The sequence below is a fragment of the Balneola vulgaris DSM 17893 genome, from assembly GCF_000375465.1.
GTDB classification, from domain to species: Bacteria; Bacteroidota; Rhodothermia; order Balneolales; family Balneolaceae; genus Balneola; species Balneola vulgaris.
In genome coordinates this window covers 278,453-298,888 of sequence record NZ_AQXH01000002.1, presented here as the reverse complement: position 1 = coordinate 298,888, position 20,436 = coordinate 278,453, and the positions used below count along the sequence as shown (strand labels likewise).

The 20,436-nt window shown below is 40.4% G+C and carries 16 protein-coding genes; 10 read left to right on the top strand and 6 right to left on the bottom strand.

Features of this window, described 5'->3' with window-relative positions; translation table 11 throughout:
• Positions 1–69 precede the first annotated feature (69 nt).
• Positions 70–783 (top strand): hypothetical protein, encoded by a 714-nt coding sequence (locus B155_RS0108415; protein ID WP_018127824.1) that lies wholly within the window; start codon positions 70–72, stop codon positions 781–783.
• Positions 784–885: 102 nt separating this feature from the next.
• Here B155_RS0108415 and B155_RS0108410 read toward each other — a convergent pair whose 3' ends face one another.
• Positions 886–2,568: a pyridoxal-phosphate dependent enzyme gene (locus B155_RS0108410; RefSeq protein ID WP_026167272.1), complete on the bottom strand. Its 1,683-nt coding sequence runs from the start codon at positions 2,566–2,568 to the stop codon at positions 886–888.
• Between the two features lie 108 nt (positions 2,569–2,676).
• Positions 2,677–2,922: a hypothetical protein gene (locus B155_RS0108405; protein WP_018127822.1), complete on the bottom strand. Its 246-nt coding sequence runs from the start codon at positions 2,920–2,922 to the stop codon at positions 2,677–2,679.
• Positions 2,923–2,966: 44 nt separating this feature from the next.
• On the opposite strand from B155_RS0108405, the gene B155_RS0108400 reads away from it, so the two are divergent.
• Positions 2,967–4,088 carry an anhydro-N-acetylmuramic acid kinase gene (locus tag B155_RS0108400; protein WP_018127821.1) on the top strand — a complete coding sequence of 374 codons (1,122 nt, stop codon included), beginning with the start codon at positions 2,967–2,969 and terminating at the stop codon, positions 4,086–4,088.
• On the opposite strand, the gene B155_RS0108395 is transcribed toward B155_RS0108400, so the two are convergent.
• Positions 4,078–4,983, bottom strand: a complete 906-nt coding sequence (locus tag B155_RS0108395; protein ID WP_018127820.1) for a hypothetical protein — start codon at positions 4,981–4,983, stop codon at positions 4,078–4,080. The two genes, B155_RS0108400 and B155_RS0108395, sit on opposite strands and share 11 nt — an antisense overlap.
• 85 nt (positions 4,984–5,068) lie before the next feature.
• Between B155_RS0108395 and B155_RS0108390 the strand changes: the two genes are divergently transcribed.
• Positions 5,069–5,947 (top strand): UbiA family prenyltransferase, encoded by an 879-nt coding sequence (locus tag B155_RS0108390; protein WP_018127819.1) that lies wholly within the window; start codon positions 5,069–5,071, stop codon positions 5,945–5,947.
• 39 nt (positions 5,948–5,986) lie between these two features.
• On the top strand, positions 5,987–6,607 hold the full coding sequence (locus B155_RS0108385; protein WP_018127818.1) for a thioredoxin family protein: 621 nt from the start codon (positions 5,987–5,989) through the stop codon (positions 6,605–6,607).
• Positions 6,608–6,682: 75 nt separating this feature from the next.
• Here the strand turns inward: B155_RS0108385 and B155_RS0108380 are convergent, their stop codons facing one another.
• Positions 6,683–9,505 carry a T9SS type A sorting domain-containing protein gene (locus B155_RS0108380; protein WP_018127817.1) on the bottom strand — a complete coding sequence of 941 codons (2,823 nt, stop codon included), beginning with the start codon at positions 9,503–9,505 and terminating at the stop codon, positions 6,683–6,685.
• Positions 9,506–9,534: 29 nt separating this feature from the next.
• Entirely contained in the window at positions 9,535–9,930 is a 396-nt protein-coding gene (locus B155_RS0108375) for a hypothetical protein (protein ID WP_018127816.1), read from the bottom strand.
• Between the two features lie 94 nt (positions 9,931–10,024).
• On the opposite strand from B155_RS0108375, the gene B155_RS0108370 reads away from it, so the two are divergent.
• Together B155_RS0108370 and B155_RS0108365 are read left to right on the top strand one after the other, a co-directional pair.
• Positions 10,025–11,215, top strand: a complete 1,191-nt coding sequence (locus B155_RS0108370) for an aspartate aminotransferase family protein (RefSeq protein WP_018127815.1) — start codon at positions 10,025–10,027, stop codon at positions 11,213–11,215.
• Positions 11,216–11,260: 45 nt separating this feature from the next.
• Positions 11,261–12,622, top strand: a complete 1,362-nt coding sequence (locus B155_RS0108365) for an NAD-dependent succinate-semialdehyde dehydrogenase (RefSeq protein WP_018127814.1) — start codon at positions 11,261–11,263, stop codon at positions 12,620–12,622.
• A gap of 73 nt (positions 12,623–12,695) precedes the next feature.
• On the opposite strand, the gene B155_RS0108360 is transcribed toward B155_RS0108365, so the two are convergent.
• On the bottom strand, positions 12,696–13,988 hold the full coding sequence (locus B155_RS0108360; protein WP_018127813.1) for a metal-dependent hydrolase family protein: 1,293 nt from the start codon (positions 13,986–13,988) through the stop codon (positions 12,696–12,698).
• 155 nt (positions 13,989–14,143) lie between these two features.
• Between B155_RS0108360 and B155_RS0108355 the strand changes: the two genes are divergently transcribed.
• The 4 genes from B155_RS0108355 to B155_RS0108340 all read left to right on the top strand — a co-directional run bounded on the left by B155_RS0108355 (position 14,144) and on the right by B155_RS0108340 (position 20,436).
• Positions 14,144–15,829, top strand: coding sequence for an NAD+ synthase (locus B155_RS0108355; RefSeq protein ID WP_018127812.1), 1,686 nt, complete (start codon positions 14,144–14,146; stop codon positions 15,827–15,829).
• 127 nt (positions 15,830–15,956) lie between these two features.
• A complete protein-coding gene (locus tag B155_RS0108350) occupies positions 15,957–17,945 on the top strand; it encodes a LysM peptidoglycan-binding domain-containing protein (protein WP_018127811.1) in 1,989 nt (662 codons plus the stop codon).
• Positions 17,945–19,585: a S41 family peptidase gene (locus B155_RS0108345; protein WP_018127810.1), complete on the top strand. Its 1,641-nt coding sequence runs from the start codon at positions 17,945–17,947 to the stop codon at positions 19,583–19,585. The genes B155_RS0108350 and B155_RS0108345 overlap by 1 nt, the downstream gene beginning before the upstream one ends.
• Complete coding sequence (locus B155_RS0108340) at positions 19,585–20,436, top strand: PHP domain-containing protein (RefSeq protein ID WP_018127809.1); 852 nt, start codon at positions 19,585–19,587, stop codon at positions 20,434–20,436. The genes B155_RS0108345 and B155_RS0108340 overlap by 1 nt, the downstream gene beginning before the upstream one ends.

Below are 20,436 nucleotides of genomic sequence, written 5' to 3'. Positions count from 1 at the left end.
ATAAAGACCGAACAGGTTGTATTAAATCGTCAGATTTTATTTAATTATAAGCTTAAAAAATGAAGGGGTATGGAGAGGTATAAAAATTTACACTATTGGTTATTAATACCATTTTCTATCGCTGTACTAGGCTTTATGAGAAGTTATTATCTCGACTTCTTAAACGTTTCATTTGGGAATCATGTACACGGCCTAACTTCAACTCTATGGTTTGTATTCATAGTCATTCAGCCATATTTAGCTACTCATAAAAGGCTGAAGCTACATCGTAAGTTGGGTCGAATTGGGACTTTCCTTGCGGGAGCCGTTTTTGCTTCAGCACTAGTGATGATTCCAGAGAATATCCGATTTGCTCGAACTGATATCGATCCCATTGTTGCTCCAGATGAATTCCTTTACGGAGTTTCCTTCTTTGATATCATATCCATTTCGGGATTTGCTGCCAGTGTTGTTATTGGTGTTCTGCGCTCTAAGAAAATTGATGAACATGCCATTTGGATGATTTCATCGGTGCTCTGGGCACTTATGCCGGCGCTGGCTCGATTTGCACTTGCATTAATTTTACTCACAGACGGTACTATGATGAGCTTTGCCTACTTAGCGATGATCACAACACCTGCGATTCTAATAACAGCACTTATAATCATGTATAAGTTAAAGCGATGGCACCCAGCCATGCTTGCCGTAATTATAGGTCACATAAGTGTTTACTTAATAATTCCGCTAGGTAATAACCCAATATGGATAGATATAGCTACTGCTCTATTCTCTTTTAAAGGATAGGAATACAATAGTATTAAAAAGAAGATACAGAGTATCAAACCATGCTCTCAGTTAAACTGAAAACATGGTTGATATACATTGTTTGAAAAGAGGAAGAGTCGTTTAGGCTACTAGTGCTTTATTAGCGATGGCTAGGCCATTCACAAATGCTTGAATCAGAGCTTCTAAGGTATCGGGTGAAGCGGCTTTTGCAGTGAAAGTATGTCCTTCTTTTTCTAAAGTTAAGGTCACAATTACTAGTGAGTCGGTATCTGGACTGAGGATTTCAACTTCATGATTCTTAACTACAAGTGGTAAGAATGAGTCGGTTTCCGCTTTGATGGCGGTTAATACCGCATCCATTGGTCCTACACCTTGATCTAATGAAATGATTTCTTCGCCGTCTTCAATGCGCAATTTAACGGCTGCAGAAACTAAGCCGTGCTTACGCATGGTGATTTTATAATCCACTACTTCAACAGGATAATGCAGTGAAGTGTCGGTACTATAAACCAGAGATTTCAGGGCTTTGATTTCCTCTTCTTTCAAGGTCTTACCTTTTTTCTCAATGCCATTCACATACTCTTCGTAGAGTTTAACCTGATTCTCTTCTAGGTTAATATTGCTAGGGAGTGCCGTTTCGCGAGATTGTCCCCAACTGCTTTTCTGGATTTTAGGATAGCCAGATTCAATGTACTCTTGAATGCCTTCTAATTTCGGCTCCAAAATGGGCGATGAAAGTGAGTATTTGGCTACTATATGCCCAGCTTTAAGTCCTGATCCGGTAAGTACAAATAAGCACTTTTTACCCTTAAAAGTATCGAGGTTGTTCTTGAATGTAGCTAAAGGAATGGCACAGGCAGGCTCAGTAAAAATACCTTCCTCCACCGTCATTTCCTTCATGCTATCTAAAAGCTCATTTTCAGTGGCGGTATACGCTTTGCCATCGGTAGCTTCAATGCCTTCAAGTACTTTATAGAAATCGAAAGGGTCGCCAACAGCAACGGCATCGGCCATCGTGTTAATTTGCTCTTTTATGATTTTTTCTTTCTTGAAAATACCTTCAACAACCGGTGAGCTTTGTTCTGGCTGAACGGCTACAAAACTTGGAATCTTATCGATTACACCAGCGGCTTTCATTTCAACCATGCCTTTGTAGATAGCAGCGAAGTTTGTACCTGCACCAATTGGAACGAAGATATAATCGTAATCCATGGGGCCTTGCTCGGCAAGCTCGTAAGAAAAGGACTTTTGCCCTTCTTGCCTGAATACGTAATCACCGGCTAGGTAATAATTTCCTGATTTAGCGAACTCTCTACAAAGCAATTCACACGCTCTGAAGTCACCCTTAATTCGGATGATAGTCGCATCGTAAATAGTGGATTGAGCAAGTTTAGCATCCGGAGTTTTCTCTGGTACGAATACAAAACAAGGAATTTTGAAATAACAGGCATAAGCAGCTACAGAAGCGGCCATATTCCCAGTTGAGGCTAAGCAAATGGCATCAGCTCCTAGCTCCATTGCTTTTAAAACTTCAACATAACTCCCACGATCTTTAAAACAACCCGTTGGGTTCTCAAGTTCAAGCTTGGCGTATAAATCAGCGCCATATTTTTCTGATAATCGATCTAAACGTCGCAGTGCCGTTGGGTGGTTTTTTAGCGGATCGGGCTGAATGTTTTCAAGCGGATATTGAATCTCTGGACGTGCTTCATTGTACTCAATTACTAAAACGTTACCACATTCGGTACAGTAGGTGCTTGTTTTTCTTTCGTCGTTCACGGTATTGCATTTAATGCACCGCATGGTATATCCTGAATTGGAGCTCTTCATCGTAGGATAAAATTATAAATTTAGAGTACAGTTATTAGACACTTAAAATAAGTAAAAAAGTGCCTAGAAAAATACCACAGTTTAGAGTGGTAACAGAATGATCTCATCGAAATCTAAGTCCAGAACTTCGAATATGGGAGACGCAATTTCTTCGATTTCTTCTTCAGGATATTCATCGAGACCTTCTAACTTCACATATAAAGTGTCATTATGCTCGTCTACATAAAATTGTGCGTCTGTAGATTCGAAACTTTCTTTTAAGGTCTTAATTAGAAATTGAAGATCTTCTTCAAAAGATTGATGATCTAATTCTTCAGTATTGCTCATGTAAATAGGTTTGATTTGCTGTAAAAATACTCCGAGTTTGAACCATGAACAAGAAACTTCTTAGACTTTATGAGATTGCTCAACAGCCCAAGCGAACTATAATAGGTTTGATGTCGGGCACTTCACTTGATGGGTTAGATATTGCTCTTTGTTCATTTAAATGGAAGAAACCAAGCTTAAAGGCGTTTAAAACCATTCCCTATCAGGAGGAAGTTCGATCTCGAATCGAAGCTATTCGCTCTAAGCCTACCGTAGATTTACAGGAAGTGTGCGTGTTAAATGCAGAGCTTGCTCGATGGTATGCATCTGCTGTGCTTGAAGCCATTGAAGAATGGGGGGTAACTCCTCAGGAGGTAGACTTAATCTCTTCACATGGGCAAACCATTTACCACCTTCCCTCACCGACTATTAATAGTACACTTCAAATTGTGGATGCGGATCATATAGCTTCTTTAACGGGTATAACCACGATCAGTGACTTTAGGCAAAAGCACATCGCAAAAGGAGGAGAAGGGGCGCCATTAGCAGGTATAATGGATGAAGCTATTTTTCGAGATGTGGAACAAAATCGTGTACTTCTGAACTTAGGAGGCATCGCAAATCTCACCTGGTTGCCTTCCGAAAAAACCTCGTCTGAAGTTCTTACAACCGATACTGGCCCAGCCAACACCTTGATAAACGAAGCGATGTTGAAATACTTCAATCTACCATTTGATGAAGAAGGGAAGGTTGGACGGCAAGGATCAGTGCATAGCGAATTGCTGAAGTATCTACTATTGGAGCCCTATTTTAGAAAGCCATTTCCAAAAACCACAGGACAAGAAGATTTCAACTTAAGTCTGGTAGAGCAACTGATGGAGAGTTACAGTATTGAGGTGGAAGCAGAAACACTCATCGCTACTTTAACGGAGTTCACCGTTCAAAGTATACATCGAGCTCTGGATGACATTGTGGGTACGCAGAAGTTTGAGCTATTTGTAAGTGGTGGGGGAGTTCATAACCAATATATGATGCAACGATTGCAAGACCGTTTAGAGCATGCCACTATAAAACCTTTTGATGAATTAGGGTTCTCTGCTGATTCCAAGGAAGCGGTATTGATGGCTTACTTAGCGAATGAACTTGTAACGGGCGGCGATTGGGAACTCGGTAAAATCAGCTTATAACCGAAAGTACATACTGGTATTCTTGTATAAGCGATTCCCGTATTGGCGTTCCCTTCTCAAAAATAGCTTCTTGAGTTTCTTTGTATTCAATTCGGCCTTCCTCGGTTTCTATAAAAATGGGATCTAATCCTTGATCACGTAAATCGTATGGACTTGCCTTCATATCCACTAGGCGTGCTTCGTAGGCCAATTCAAATGCCTGTAGAATGATATCGCTAGATATCCAGGGGTATAATTTAAAGGCCCATTTATACAGGTCCATATTCGAATGAATACAGCCGGGTTGTTCGGTTTCGGCAAATTTCTCTCGACTTAACTCAAAGCGATTCATCGGTTGAGCTGGCTGAGTAAAAAACCGAAATGCATCGAAATGAGTACAAAGCAAAGGTCTTGATTCCACAAATGTGGCGATATCATCAGGCTCCATTCTTAAGGGCACTTGATCATGGCGAGGCTTTTCCGCCTTGTAAACCATTGCCCATTCATGCATGCCAAAACAACCAAAACTAGGACGTTTATTGGCTGTATTCTGCAACATGCCTAGAATCCAACCTAGGGATCGTATTCTTTTTTGTGGGAATAAATCAGCATTCAGGTAGGCAATTTCGCTATCAACACTCAATTCGCTTAATTCTGGTAGCTGGAGAGCATCTTGGCCATCAAGGCTAAGGGCTACTCCAAGTCCTGGAGACCATCGCCTTAACATGGATGGGCGAAACGCATAGTACTCGAACAAAAAATCCATTACCGGATTCTTTACATGTTGAGACCTTTTTATGAGATAATCACCAATCAATGCTTCCACTTTTTGGGCATGCTTTGATTGACGATCCACCCAAGTATCAGGGGCTAAGGTCTCTCTAAATGTACGTTCAAGGGGCGTGGTTGAAATCATGTTTCAAAGATAGGGGGATATATACATATATGCATAGAGTTTTAAATCTGACCGTTATCAGCTAAGTTCACGCATAGCCATTATTATGAAAGCACCACTCATTATTCAGATCTATCGGTTTGTTCTTCATCTAAGATTACATTATCAGTTCTTGGTACTGTCAGGGGGATATTTAGCAGCAACTTTAATCGTCCCGATTGAGACTCCAAATCTATATTGGCTTCAGTTTATCAATGTGCATGTACTCTTATTTGGTGGTGCAACCGTGTACAATTCTTATTGGGACAAAGATGAAGGACCTATTGGTGGGTTGAAGCATCCCCCTAAAATGGAACAGTGGATGCTTTTTGGTGCTTGGGTTTTTCAATTAATAGGAGTGATTTGGGCGTTTCAAGTAAACACATTGTTTGTAGTGATTTACAGTTGTAGCGCTATGCTTTTTTGGTTGTATTCAAGCCCAAAGTATCGGTGGAAAGGCCATCCTTGGTTGAGTATGATTGCCATTGGTGGGAGTACAGGATTGGCTTCGTTATTGTTAGGGACCTTAGCTGCGGGGCATTCGATTTCATGGATTACTGGGATAGCAGCACTGGGGGTTGCTTGTGTAATGCTCAGTCTATATCCAGCATCTCAAGTGTATCAAAAAGAAGAGGACGAGAAGAGGGGGGATCAAACTTTTGCGATCATATATGGACTGAAAGGGATAAAACTGAATTTCTATTTTCTGTTTCCTATAGGACTCATTGCTTTGGCTGTGGGGATGTATACACGCCATATTTGGGGTGCTTTGATATTCTTCGCAGTGGGTAATTTAATATATCTGGTACTTGGATTTTGGGTATCAAGATTAAAAGGTGTGGCTTATGAATATGTACAGGTGATGAAGATTAAGTTCATCGCTTCCTTTGGATTCGTTGCCTTTATTCTATCATGGTTATTGCTACAATCAATCAATACAGGGTGAAATTGTTGGTACCTTTGATGCGTAATAAAAACGCATATCATGAGTACCCTACAAAAGAGTCTTATCTCTCAAAATATTTTAGATGAAGCACTTAGTTATGAAGAATATTCAGAACTAACGGAGAGACTTTATCAAGAAGGTAGAACTACCAACGATGATAACTCAGAAAGCATGTTGCACTACACCATGCTAAATATGCAACGCACAGCCCGTTGGAATAAAAGAGGGAAGCTCAACGATTCATTAGTAGAAGTGCTTGAAACCTTGCCCAATAAAATGATTTGGTTGGTAATTACAGAAGGGTGGTGTGGAGATGCATCACAAGTATTACCATTTATTCAAAAAATGGCAGAATCAACGGAACAAATTGAGCTTAAATTGATTTTAAGAGATCAGTATCCCGAGGTAATGGAACACTTTCTTACCAAAGGAACGCGTGCCATCCCAAAACTTGTGATGCTTGATGCGAACAGCTTGGATGTGTTAGGCGTTTGGGGGCCCAGACCTGCCATAGTGCACGATGACCATATTGCTAAGCTAAGAGACCCAAATTTTGATAATAAAAAAGCTTCAGAAGAACTTCATATCTGGTATGCACGAGATAAAGGAAGAGCAGTGCAAGATGAGCTAGAAGCTATGCTCAAAAGCATTGTTGTTTAGTTAGTTAAATGATAGATACAGAAAAGGCAGCCTAATTAGAGCTGCCTTTTTTGATTTAACAATATAAGAGTGTTGTTACTTAATCAACGTCATCTTACGTGATTTGGTGAACAACTGACTTCCAGAAATACTCTTCGCACTAATTCTATACAAGTATACTCCACTGGCTAAATTACTAGCATCGAAGTTGAACTCATGTGAACCAGCAGACTTCATTTCATTTCGAAGTAATTCGGCTACCTTTCTACCATTAATGTCATATACCGTAATATTTACATTACTAGACGAGGGTAGGCTATAGGAAATAACCGTAGAAGGGTTGAATGGATTTGGGTAATTCTGATTTAAAGCAAAAGATTCTGGGATTACCGATTCCGTTACTTCTTCTTCAGTAGATACTGCCGAGCCCGGTGTGCCTGCCCACATTCCTCTACCATGGGTAGCAACGGCCACTCTATTATCTTCTGGGCGGCTATCAATGAACTCCACCACATTTAGGCCTATACCATTGGGGTCTTCACGCTCCCATATGGTATTGCCGCCATCTAAAGTGGTTGTGGAATACAAGCCTGTACTCGTTCCAACTAAATAGACCGTGCCAGCCGAGCCTTCGATAATTGCAGCGGTACGTACACTCGGGCCTTCTGCGCCTTCTAAGTTTCCACCAATAGTTGACCACGTTGCTCCACCATCTGAAGAATAGTAAAGGCTTTCGATGGCATAGTTAGAGAGTACTGCAATCAATTCATCGCCATCAGTAGCATTAACAGCAATATCGTGAATATAGGCACCTGCAGCCGCATCAGGAGGGGATATATCAACTCCACCTGAGGTAGCAGTGTTTGCATTATCAATTCTGTACAAGGTAGGCTTCAATGTAGATGAACTACCCCCTAAATATAGTCGATGAGAAGGGTTGTTTGTAGACACTTCTAAGGTACTTATGGAATGTCCTGCAGTCCCTACGTTAATATTAAATAGTTCTGCCCAACCTACACTAGTGCCACCCTGTTGGTAATTTGGTATATGCGAAAGTGAATCATTTCTCCAAATATGATTCGATTCAGGGTAATACATAATGTCTTCATCACTTGGGTCAACTTTAAAAGGATGAATAAATTTCTGATTTGCTGAGCCTTCAGGTTCAATAAATGACCATTGTCCACCCTGATTGTATGGAGATAGTAGGTCGCCTGTTGGTGTATAAAGCAATCTTGAAACGTTACCTCGTTGAGAGGACACATACCCATAATCTTCTCCTAAATATGCATATGAGCCGTCACCCGAAGACACATCATTTGAAGAACTAACACCTGTTAAGAAATTATCTCTAAAAAATGGAGACCCGTTATCTTGGGTACCACCAATATATCGATCATCACCTGCAATTCTTGGAATAGCAACCGTGTAGAACTGAGTTACATTGTATCCATTCACTTTGTGAGTCCATTGTACCGTACTTCTTTTGATACTATTGGTAACTGAAACTCCACCATCATGTCCACTCCATACTTTATTGGATAGTACAGGATCAAAAATAATGGCATGATTGTCTGGATGATGCCCTTCGTAGGTACTCACATCATTAGCTGTAGAATAACCACCAACCCATGTTAGATTGCGGTCATTCTCCGCTTCACTGGGCTTTGTCTTGAAGCCATCGAATGAACGGAACATGTTCGTACCACCAATCACAACAAAATCTTTGTTGTTGGGATCTACAGCTATTTCAAGGTTATATCCACCCTGCATATTCATACTGCCCACAGATCCTCCAAAATCAGGAATATTTGCAGAACGATTTTCAGTCTTAGTCAAATCTGATAGGTCGGTATAGATAAGGAATGGGCTTCCATCGTATCCAAATACATAAACTGAATTAGGATCTGATTCTGAAATAGCAATGCGCGTTCGGCTAAATGTAGTCGGAAATTCATTGGTAGTGATGTCGGTCCAAGTTAAACCGTCGTCATTTGAACGGTAAATGCCTGGAGAATTAGTATGGCTCACACCTTCATCTAAGAAACCAGTTTCGGATAGGGTAGCTATTACAACTCCGTTTGCATTAATTTGAACATCACTCCAAGAATGCTCGTTAACTTCACCAAGAACTAAATCAAAGGTAGCACCGCCATCGTCAGAACGATAAATACCGATAGCATTACTCGCAAAGAATACAGTTCCCGTAGTTGGGCTTACTGCTACACGGCTTACAAAATCATAGCGGCTGTCGAAGCGTGTTAAGTCTCCTGCTGAAGCTAACATGGTCCAGGTTAAGCCATTGTCGGTAGATTTATAAATTCCAGAACCGTAATAAGTAGCGCCACCACCACGGGCACCTGCCGAGTTCCCACTATATTCACCTGTAACGTAATACCATGTATCTCTATGGCCAGCACGAGGGTCTTGAGCAATACTAGTTACACTTGGGTTTTGATCTGCAGTAGTTACTTGAGTCCAAGTTTCACCTTGATTCGTAGATCTCCAAACACCACCAGATACCCCGCCAGCAAGTATGATATTGTTATTATCCATGTCTACCGCCAATGCACGGGTTCTACCACCCACATCATTCGGCCCTAAGGCTTTCCAATTAAAGGTTTGAGATGCTTTTCTTTTCCCTTTAAAATGAAGAGGTAGGTTTTTAGCATGAGCAATTTCTTTCTGGCGAATGCCTTCTGGAATTCTGTTCGTTGCTGGATCTCTCATGAGTTCGAAAAAATACTCATCACGAGCTTTTTTCTGCTCTACGCGTTCAGCTAAATTGCCTTCTTCTTCCTTCTCAAGTTGAGGCGTAGTTATAGGAAATGTATTGTTTTGAGTGGTATCAATGCCCATTAAAAGCAGGAGCGTAATTAAACTTAAGCTCGCTAGTGTACCTGATTTTTTTAGCGTCATAGTCTTATTCTTAATCAGTAGTGGTGTTCTTAATTAAATGTAGCAATGCGCCACTGGCTAGTCGCATTCATACCCATCGAGCTTGAATGTTCAATCACAGCGTGAAATGTATCTCCGTTTTCTAACTTAGATCGCTTTTCTAGCTTTGATTCGTGTACCTTTAGTGTAATTCGTTGATTCTTTGATAAATCTTTGGCTGTTCTGCCTTGTTCAATAACCTCAATCACATCAACTTCTAAAGTTTTCTGCTCAGAAGTAGAAGGTGTTATATTGATAATCTTAAATTCTCCGTATAGTTGGTCGGGACCAATAGACGAAGGAGCAGGTAATTTAGCGTAAGTCACCTCTTCTCCCTTGTTATTCTTATTGCTGGCACACGACAAGATCAGAGTAACAACAATGATTGGTGTAAGTAAAGCTTTCATTCGAAATGTTTAAATTTGTAAACGTTCAATATTAGAAAATCCTCTATTATAATCATCTAATTTCGTCATAACTAAAAAGAAAAATCATAACACATTGAGTAGCAGTAAATTCACACAGTATATAGCCCAAACAAGCGACTTCCCGTTATCACTTGAAATTTCGCATGCTGAAGGCCCTTTTTTATATACTACGAAAGGAAGGGAGTATTTGGATTTCATTTCGGGAATTGCTGTTAGCAGCTTGGGGCATAGGCATCCAAAAGTAGTTGAAGCATTGCATAAACAGATCGATGCTCATTTACATGTAATGGTATATGGAGAGTTTATTCAGAAGCCACAGGTTGAATTTGCTGAGCTTTTACTTTCGAACTTACCGTCCTCTTTTGATCAAGTATATCTTGTGAATAGCGGCACTGAAGCCAACGAAGGAGCACTCAAATTAGCTAAGAAATATACTGGACGTAAGAAACTAGTGGCATTCAAAAATAGCTATCATGGCGATACTCATGGTTCGTTAAGTGTAACGGGCCGTGATGTTTATAGAGACCCTTATTTACCTTTACTCCCCGATGTGCATTTCGCGGCGTTTAACTCAGATGATGTATTCGACTTATTAGATGATCAAACGGCCGCTTTAATAATGGAGCCAATTCAAGGGGAAGGTGGAATAATTCCTGCTGATAAAGCGTGGTTACAAAAGATTCGTGAAAAGTGTTCGGAAAAAGGAATCCTTCTAATTTTTGATGAAATTCAAAGTGGATTTGGTAGAACGGGTTCCTTATTTGCATTTCAAGAGTATGAAGTAGTGCCTGATATTTTATGCATTGCGAAGGCGATGGGAGGTGGAATGCCTATAGGTGGATTTGTGGCATCCGCCGAAATCTTTCAAACATTCAAATATGATCCACCTTTAAATCATGTAACCACATTTGGTGGGCATCCCGTGAGTTGTGCCGCAGCACATGCAAATTTAAAAGAACTACTGGCTGGTAATTACCTTCAAAGAGCCAAAGAAATTGAATTGAAAATCAAAGATAAGTTGGTAGGCGACGGTATCGTTGAAGTTCGAGGAAAAGGGGCGATGTTAGGACTTGAGCTGGCCTCCAAAGAACTCACGCAGCAAGTAGTAGAAGACTGCTTCGAGCAAGGGATACTATTAGGGTGGACTTTACACTCAAATACCTTAGTTCGATTGGCACCCCCATTAATTATCGAGGATGAGCTTCTTGAGCATACACTGGATATAATTTCTGGAACAATACAGAAGTATGCTGGTGGAATGTGAAGGAACAGAGTTATGTTGCTCTGAGAAATAGAACAAAATTTTATTATGAAGACCATCAATCCAACCACCGGAGAGCAAATTAAAGAATATCAAGAAATGAGCTTCGAAGAAGTGTCCGCGATTATTTCGGATGCCAATAAAGCTCAAGCTCAATGGAGAGATAAAAGTTTTGCGGAGCGTGGTGCCTACCTCAATAGTATAGCTGAGCTATTAAAAGATAGAAAGGAATCCTTATCTAAGTTAATGAGCGAAGAGATGGGCAAGCCTTATGCTCAATCAGAAGCAGAGATTGAAAAGTGTGCTTGGGTTTGTGAATACTATGCAGAAAACGCGGCTTCATTTTTGGAGAATGATCAGGTTGAAACCGATGCGAGTAAAAGCTACGTAACCTACAATCCACTAGGAGTGGTGCTATCTATTATGCCTTGGAATTTCCCTTTTTGGCAACTATTCAGGTTTGCAGCACCTGCACTGATGGCTGGAAACGGAGTGGTTCTAAAACATTCTGAAAATTGCACGGGTTCGGCCTTGGCTATGGAAGAAATCATCCATGATTCGGGTATTCCGTCCTCATTATTTCGAACCATCTTGGTTTCTAACGACAATATGAAACCTGTTATTCAACACGATGGAGTAGCGGCGGTTACCTTAACAGGAAGTACCAAAGCTGGTAAAATTGTTGCTTCACAAGCAGGTGAAGCTCTAAAAAAGACAGTATTAGAATTAGGAGGAAGCGACCCTTATGTGATATTGGAGGATGCGGATACTTCTTTAGCTGCTGAAAAATGTGCGACTTCAAGACTTATTAATAGTGGACAAAGCTGTATCGCTGCAAAGCGGTTTATCGTTGTTGAAAAAGTGTATGATGAGTTTGTAGAAAAATTTAAAGCGGAACTATCTACTAAGAAAGTGGGTGATCCTTTTGCAGAGAATACCGATGTAGGCCCTATGGCTCGAGAGGATTTGAGAGATCAACTGCACGAGCAAGTTGAGAAGAGCTTCGACAAAGGAGCAGAAATTACTATGGGAGGGAAGAAGCCCGATGTGAAAGGGTACTTTTATCCAGTTACGGTGCTTGAACAAGTAACGAAGGGCATGCCTGCATACGATGATGAATTGTTTGGACCAGTGGCGGCTATCATAAAAGTGAAAGACGAAGATGAAGCTATTAGCGTAGCCAATGATAGCAGTTTTGGATTAGGAGCGGCAGTGTTTACACAAGATGAGGAGAAAGGTGAACATATAGCCTCTCAGCTTCTAGAAGCGGGGTGTTGCTTCGTAAACGACTTTGTGAAGTCAGATCCACGATTACCATTTGGCGGTATTAAGCAGTCGGGATACGGTCGTGAATTAGGTCCTTATGGCATCAAAGAGTTTGTGAATACCAAAACAGTTTATATTCAATAGAAATCAATTCAACGTATAAAAAAAGCCTGACCAATGAGTCAGGCTTTTTAGTTTTGTAGTATTTATAAGTGAATTACTTCTTATAAACTTTTCCTTCTTTCATCACAAAAACAACATTTTCCATAGCTTCGATTTTCTTTAGTGGATTGTCATTCACAGCTATGATATCAGCTACTTTTCCAGTTTCAATGCTTCCGATTTTATCCTGAAGGTTTAACACGGTAGCAGCAGTGATAGTAGCACTTTGGATGGCTTCCATAGCTGGCATTCCAACCTCTGTCATATATTTGAATTCGCGTCCGTTTAAGCCATGTGGAAATACACCTGCATCTGTTCCGAAAGCAATTTTAACACCTCTTTCGTACGCTTTTTTAAAGGTATTCTGAATACGAGGGCCAATGTCTAAGGCCTTAGGAACAATAATCGCCGGATAGTATCCTTCAATTTTTGCTTTTTCAGCTACCCATTTACCAGCTGAGATGGTAGGTACGAAATACGTGCCTTTTTCAATCATAAGATCCATTACTTCTTCAGTCATGTTAGTACCATGCTCGATGGTTTTAACGCCAGCGGCAACTGCTCTTCGCATACCTTCGGCTCCGTGTGCGTGGGCAGCTACATGCATACCATATTCTTGAGCCGTACTTACAATGGCATCTAACTCATCTTCAAAGAACTGAGGGGCATCACCACTTTTGGCAACACTTAGTACCCCGCCAGTAGCCGTAATTTTGATATGATCGGCACCATTTTTATAACGCTGACGAACTGCTTTTCGAGCATCCGCTACACCATTAATTACCCCTTCGCGTGGTCCAGGGTCACCCATTAATTCATCATTTCTTCCGTTGGTTGGATCGGCATGTCCACCGGTTGTACCTATACTGTTTCCAACGGTAATTACTCTTGGTCCTGAAATAAGACCTGCATTGATGGCATTTCTCATAGAGATATTCACCCCTGATCCACCTAAATCTCTTACCGTAGTGAAGCCAGCCATTAATGTTTTATTCAATAAAGGAATAGCTTTGTAGGCGACATCAGCTTCATTTAGTGTAAAAGGCTCTATATACCTGTTTGGATTTGTTTCCCCTTCTAAGTGAACATGTAAATCGATAAGACCAGGAAGTACCGTCTTATCTTTTAAATCGATGATGGTATCACCTTTTTTGCCTTTACTAAATCCATTCTCGATGGCAGTGATCTTATTATCCTCTACTACAATCGTGACGTTAGATCGAGTGTCGTGTGACTTTCCATCTATCAAAGTACCCGCATGGATAATTGTTTTCTGAGCATATAAGTTTGAAATCCCTAGAGCGAGTACCACACATAAAGCGAGTAATCTTTTAGCGTTAATTCTCATAGATAAATTTGTTAGTTAGTTGTTTGATGTATGGGAATGTACAGAATCATGATTAAGAAAAAAGCCTAAGTGTACGAATGCATAAGGAATGGGAATTACTGTTCGTCTTCTCTTAAAATTCATCTTATCTTTACACGAACTTAAAAATCTACGACGTGAACATACGCCTATCACAGCTTAATCCGACTATCGGAGACCTTCAAGGAAATAAAGAACTCATCTTGAATGAGATTCAAAAAGCCGAACAAGAGAATATCGACATCCTTGTATTGCCAGAGCTAATTATATGCGGATATCCACCGTTGGATCTATTAGAACGAGAGATTTTTAGAGACCTTTGTTATCAAGTTAGCGATGAGATTATTGCGGCTACACAAAATACCGCAGTCATATTTGGTACTATAACGAAGAATGATGGCTTAGGTCGAAAAATGTTTAACTCGGCCGTAGTTGCTCAGCATGGGAAAGAGTTAGCCCGTATTCACAAAGCATTACTGCCAACCTATGATGTGTTTGATGACCTTAGATATTTTGAACCAGGCGATGTGTTTGAGCCTGTACTCATAAATGGTGTTTCCTTTGGTATTACTGTGTGTGAAGATATTTGGTATAACGATAATGAGATCAACTACCACACTTACAAAGTAAATCCTGCAGAAGTTCTAGTAGAAAAAGGGGCAAAAGCTATAATTAATGTTTCAGCTTCACCCTACACAAAACGGAAGCCAGAGTCGCGGATAGGAATGCTTCGTAAGCATGCAGTAGAACTTAAAAGCCCATTATTTTATGTGAACCAAACAGGGGCTAACACAGAACTTGTTTATGATGGTGATTCACTCGTTCTAGATGGCACAGGGAAGTTAATAACGCGTGCAAAACGCTTTACAGAAACTCACATCGATACTTCTTTTGATGTTGAAAGTGCTTCGCTAACTAATTTATCAAGTCCAGATTTTGAGAAAGAACCGCCAAAGCCTGTTGCAAGTATGTTCAACGCATTGGTATTTGGGTTGCGTGAGTACTTAGCTAAAACAAAGGTCACTTCAAAAGTGATACTTGGTTTAAGTGGTGGTATTGATTCGGCATTAGTTGCAACCATTGCTAAAGAAGCTTTAGGTGCTGAAAATGTGATTGGAATCACCATGCCTTCACAGTATTCATCGGAAGGAAGTGTTTCAGATTCGGTTCAACTAGCAAATAATCTTGGGATTCAAATTCATGAGATTCCGATTAAACCCATTTATGATGCATTTATAAATCAGCTAGATCCATTATTTAAAGAAACCGAATTCAATGTAGCGGAAGAGAATTTACAGAGCCGCAGCCGAGGTGATATTCTAATGGCGGTAGCAAATAAGTTTGGGTATATGCTTCTGAACACAGGAAATAAATCAGAAACAGCTGTGGGTTACTGTACACTATATGGTGATATGGCCGGTGGCTTAGCCGTTATTTCGGATTTATATAAAACAGAAGTTTTCGAAATGTGTGAGTGGCTAAATTCGAGTTATTATGGCCAAGAAGTGATACCAAATAGTATTATCACGAAGGAACCAAGTGCCGAATTACGTCCCGACCAAAAAGATTCAGATTCTTTGCCCGATTACGGAACTTTAGATTCAATTTTAGAATACTACCTAGAAGAACAGCTTTCCATAGATGAAATCACTCAAAAAGGCTTCGATAAGTCTTTGATCGAACGCATTCTGCGTTTGGTCGATATCAACGAACACAAGCGTTTCCAAGCAGCACCCGGACTCAAAGTGTCGGCAAAAGCATTTGGCTCTGGGAGAAGATGGCCCATCGTTCAAAACTGGACTGGGCAAGAGCAAAAGTTTTAAAAAACACTATCGTCTAAAACAATATCAAAAAGACTCTTCGGTTGTAAAGCCGATGGAGTAGCCTAATTTCATAATTAAGGCATTTATTTACTACTTTAAGTCAGCATTTTAAACTACAGACACGAATATGCAAAAGATGATCAAATTGAGTTGTTGCGCACTACTATTTTTAAGTGCCACTCCTTTGATAGCCCAAGATACCACAAGTATTAAATCAGAAGATATGCCATTACGGCTTCTTCCGGTAACTAACCCTCTACAAGACAAGGCGTTGCCCAAGCAGCAACCCAACGAGCCTGTAGATATAGAGTTAGATGACTTCCAAAAAGATATCCTTCGTCGAATTACGGATATCTATCAATTACATGTGTTGAGTTTAGAATCTCAGCTCAACGACCAACCTTTGGAAGCAGAGACGCACATCAATGATGCAGTAAATGCCTCTCAAGCTTTATTGGATGATTACCCAGAATTGAGAAGTGATCGTAGATTCGCAGAACTTTCACGAGCCGTAGTTACGGAATACCGTGAGTTTTATGGGATCACCGAAGCGATGAATGAACCGCAGGGTGAGATCTTTAAAATTCAAGAAGAGCTCTTTGCTGAAGACGATGCCTTCTTAAATGAAGATTTCAACTTCCCTAAAGATGTAACATTTACGAAAACAGAAGTGCCTCTTATTCAGAATAGGTATGTGACCAATAGTTTAGTGTATTATACCTTAAAGAGACCAGAGGTAATGGAGCGCTGGCTTCAACGTGCGGAAACGTATATGCCTATGATCCAAAAGATTTTCAAAGAAGAAGGAGTGCCTTCAGAGCTAGCTTACCTTGCATTTATTGAAAGTGGATTGAATCCAACAGCTCGAAGCTGGGCATCAGCTGTAGGTATGTGGCAGTTTATAGCAGCAACGGGTCGTGTTTACGGCCTTGAAGTAAACTGGTGGGTTGATGAACGAAGAGATCCAGAAAAAGCTACACGCGCTGCAGCACGACACTTAAGAGATTTACATGATATTTGGAATGACTGGCATCTTGCTATGGCCAACTATAACATCAGTCCACGTGGATTAAATCGTGCCATCCGTAGAGCCGGTGGAAAGAAAGATTATTGGGAAGCCTATCCATATTTACCGAGAGAAACGAGAGGGTATGTACCTGGTTTCATTGCTACAGCTATGATTGGACTAAACCCAGAAGAATTTGGCTTCCAAAAGAAATATGAAGGCGAACCCTATTCCTATGATGTAGTAGAAGTTGAAGGGCTAATGCCACTTGATGCTCTAGCTCAAGCAGCAGGTATCACCACAGATATGCTAAAGTCATACAATCCTGAGTTACTGCGTTGGGCAACTCCTCCAGGAAACAAATATCCATTGAAGATACCAACGGGTATAAAAAATGAGTTCCTATTAGCATATAAAGACATTCCAAAGGAAAATCGTGCTCAAGATATGACCGTTCATACTGTGCGTAGAGGTGAATCGATTGGTTTAATCGCACAAAAATATGGAACTACAGTTCGAGGCATCTACGCCAGTAACGATAACTTATCGAACATTATTCACCCTGGCCAAAAATTAGTAATTCCATTGCCAGCTGGAAGTGCAGGTAAGATTTCAGCAAACCGACCTACGAATCTTACAAACACAAGTCGAAGCCGTTCTACTTCAACAAAAGCTTCTGCACCAGCTAATACCACAAAGCTTACTTATCAGGTTAAGACTGGCGACACCGTTGGTCATATTGCCGAATGGTATGATGTGAAATCTTTTGAAGTTCGTGCCTGGAATGGTATTGGAAACACCATTCGTGTTGGCCAAAAATTAACCGTTCACGTACCTAAAGAACATGAAGCTCATTATAGTAAAGTAGATCAAATGAGCTATAGAGATAAACAAGCGCTTGAGCAAAAACAGCGTAGAGGCGAAAACATCTTGTTAGCTTCAGCTACTACTTCAAACAATGGTTATGAAACCTATACCGTACGAAAAAACGATACTCTTGGCGAAATTGCTGAGAGATTTGGTATCGGTTTAAGCACCATACGTAGCTTAAATGGGATTTCAGGTTCTAGAATTTTTGTAGGACAAGAGCTCAAGATCAGAAAAAAGTAATGGTTAAACACCAAAAGATATCAGTGTTACTGCTTGTTATAGCAGTTACGGCAGTTGCATTAGCTCCACAGCAAGCTGATATCTTCTTCCTCATCAAGAAAAACTTCTCCATTTTCAGCAAAACCTATGAGAATGTTGCCTTAGAATATGTGGATGAAGTTGATCCTGAAAAATTGATGAGAACAGGGGTAGAAGCAATGCTCGAAACGCTCGACCCTTACACCGTTATATACAATGAGAATCAAAACGAGCAAGCAGAGATTCAAGCCCGAGGTAATTACGCTGGAATAGGTATTGAGTCGGGGTACAGAAATGGGAAAGTTGTGGTAATTGCCCCACTCGAAGGTGGTCCCGCTGAAAAGGCTGGGCTTCAAGCAGGCGATGTTATCATTGCTGTAGACCAATTTTCTACTGACGGACTTCAACCAGAGGAAGTACAATCATTAACCCTAGGTGAAGAAGGTTCGAAAGTAACAATTACCATTAATCGTTTTGGAGTAGATCAGCCCATAGACTTTGAACTAACCCGCCAACGAGTTGAAGAAAAAACGGTGTCTTATGTCACTCATGTAGGTGAAGAAGAAAACATCGGATATGTAAGATTGAATCAATTTAATATTGGTTCGGCGAATGAGGTTATCACGGCAATCTCATCCTTAGAAGATGAAAGAGAATTATCAGGTCTTGTTTTAGATCTCAGAGACAATCCCGGGGGCGTATTACAAGAAGCCGTAGCCATTATTGATGCATTTGTAGAAAAAGGATTGATGGTGGTTGATATGAGGGGACGTATAGCTGAATACAACCAAACTTTCACTACTACTCAACCAGTACTGTTCGAAAAACCTGTAGTGGTTTTGATGAATGGAGGTAGTGCAAGTGCTTCCGAAGTGGTTGCAGGGGCACTGCAAGATTTAGACCGTGCATTAATTGTTGGTGAACAAAGTTTCGGAAAAGGACTGGTTCAAATTGTGAAGCCATTGCCTTATAACAACTCAATGAAAATCACGATAGCCAGATATTATATACCAAGTGGGCGTAGTATTCAGTCTTTAGAGTACACCCATGAAGGCGCGAATTCAGGAGTAGTAAAACGTGCCCCATCGGGTAAGATATTTAAAACAAAAAATGGTCGAGTAGTTGAAGAAAGCAGAGGTATTGGTCCTGATGTTGCTGTAAGTGGTGAACAACTCGATTTACTGGAAATAGCGCTCATTCAAAAAGGATTAATCTTTGATTTTGCTACTGAATTGCATGCCCGACTAGGTGCTTCAGAATATGAGCGTCTTCCTGAAAACTCATTTGATGAGTTCATAAATTATTTGGAAGAAAAAGAGTTTAAATATGATAACAACGCCCAATCCTTACTCGATAATTTGAGTAGTGAATTTGAGGGATCTGAGGAAGCAGAGAAAGCACTTCAGAAATTGAAAGAATTAAATAAGCAGCGAAATAGAGAGGCTCTGATCAAGAAAAAATCATTTATAGAAAATAAGTTGTTCTTAGAACTTATTGCACGAACGAAAGGCGAATCAGGTAAATATAAGGCGGCTTTAACAACGGATGATCAACTCAATACAGCCATCCAGTACATCCAATCACCAGAAAAAATAGAATTGACGTTGAGTGGTGAAAATTAATGGCAGATAAGGCCGACCTACACATTCATACAACTTGCTCAGATGGAAAGCTAAAGCCTGAAGAAGTAATACTTCTAGCTCAGCAGAAAAAGCTTAAAGCGGTTTCTATTACAGATCATGATACCTTTGAAGGCTATTGGGAAGCAAAGCCACTAGCGGATGAGTTAGGAATCGAATTAGTGCCCGGTGTAGAAGTTACCACAACATTTAATGGTCGTGAAGCGCATATACTAGCCTACTACTTTGATCCTAATACCCAGTACTTTTCTGAATTTTTGAATACTCAAACACGTGCGCGTAAAAACAGAATTAAAGGCATTGTAAAAACACTTCAAGACCAAAAAGTGGATATCGAATATCAAGAAGTGTGGGCTGAGGCTGACGGCGCTAATTTAGGTAGGCCGCATATTGCCAAAGTACTCATAGAAAAAGGGTATGTGTCAAATGTAGCCGAGGCTTTTAAGCGATACTTGAGTAATCAACAGCTTGGTGAAATCATAAGTGCTTATCCTACGGCTGAGGAAGCCATAGATATTATAAAAAAAGTTGGGGGAGCGGCAATTTTAGCCCATCCCGGAAGGATGTATTCTAAAGCAGAAGTTAATACCTTTATAGAACTAGGTATTGATGGCCTTGAATGCATACATCCGAGCCACAACTGGAAAAAACAGCTAGAGTATACTGAGCTATGTGATAAACAATCGCTGCTTAAAACGGGAGGAAGTGATTACCACGGCCCTTTTGAAGGTGGATATACCAATGTAGGCGTGGTTACCATAGCTAAGAAGTACTTAGATAGCTTGAAAAGAATGACAGAATTAAGAAAACAAACGATAGAAATAGAGGACTGA

Excerpts from the sequence above, each read along its gene's own strand:
- B155_RS0108360 (WP_018127813.1), bottom strand. The coding sequence starts at position 13,988 with ATGAGAATTAACGCTAAAAGATTACTCGCTTTATGTGTGGTACTCGCT.
- B155_RS0108375 (WP_018127816.1), bottom strand. The coding sequence starts at position 9,930 with ATGAAAGCTTTACTTACACCAATCATTGTTGTTACTCTGATCTTGTCG.
- B155_RS0108350 (WP_018127811.1), top strand. The coding sequence starts at position 15,957 with ATGCAAAAGATGATCAAATTGAGTTGTTGCGCACTACTATTTTTAAGT.
- B155_RS0108385 (WP_018127818.1), top strand. The coding sequence starts at position 5,987 with ATGAGTACCCTACAAAAGAGTCTTATCTCTCAAAATATTTTAGATGAA.
- B155_RS0108390 (WP_018127819.1), top strand. The coding sequence starts at position 5,069 with ATGAAAGCACCACTCATTATTCAGATCTATCGGTTTGTTCTTCATCTA.
- B155_RS0108405 (WP_018127822.1), bottom strand. The coding sequence starts at position 2,922 with ATGAGCAATACTGAAGAATTAGATCATCAATCTTTTGAAGAAGATCTT.
- B155_RS0108380 (WP_018127817.1), bottom strand. The coding sequence starts at position 9,505 with ATGACGCTAAAAAAATCAGGTACACTAGCGAGCTTAAGTTTAATTACG.
- B155_RS0108395 (WP_018127820.1), bottom strand. The coding sequence starts at position 4,983 with ATGATTTCAACCACGCCCCTTGAACGTACATTTAGAGAGACCTTAGCC.
- B155_RS0108345 (WP_018127810.1), top strand. The coding sequence starts at position 17,945 with ATGGTTAAACACCAAAAGATATCAGTGTTACTGCTTGTTATAGCAGTT.
- B155_RS0108415 (WP_018127824.1), top strand. The coding sequence starts at position 70 with ATGGAGAGGTATAAAAATTTACACTATTGGTTATTAATACCATTTTCT.
- B155_RS0108365 (WP_018127814.1), top strand. The coding sequence starts at position 11,261 with ATGAAGACCATCAATCCAACCACCGGAGAGCAAATTAAAGAATATCAA.
- B155_RS0108400 (WP_018127821.1), top strand. The coding sequence starts at position 2,967 with ATGAACAAGAAACTTCTTAGACTTTATGAGATTGCTCAACAGCCCAAG.
- B155_RS0108410 (WP_026167272.1), bottom strand. The coding sequence starts at position 2,568 with ATGCGGTGCATTAAATGCAATACCGTGAACGACGAAAGAAAAACAAGC.
- B155_RS0108340 (WP_018127809.1), top strand. The coding sequence starts at position 19,585 with ATGGCAGATAAGGCCGACCTACACATTCATACAACTTGCTCAGATGGA.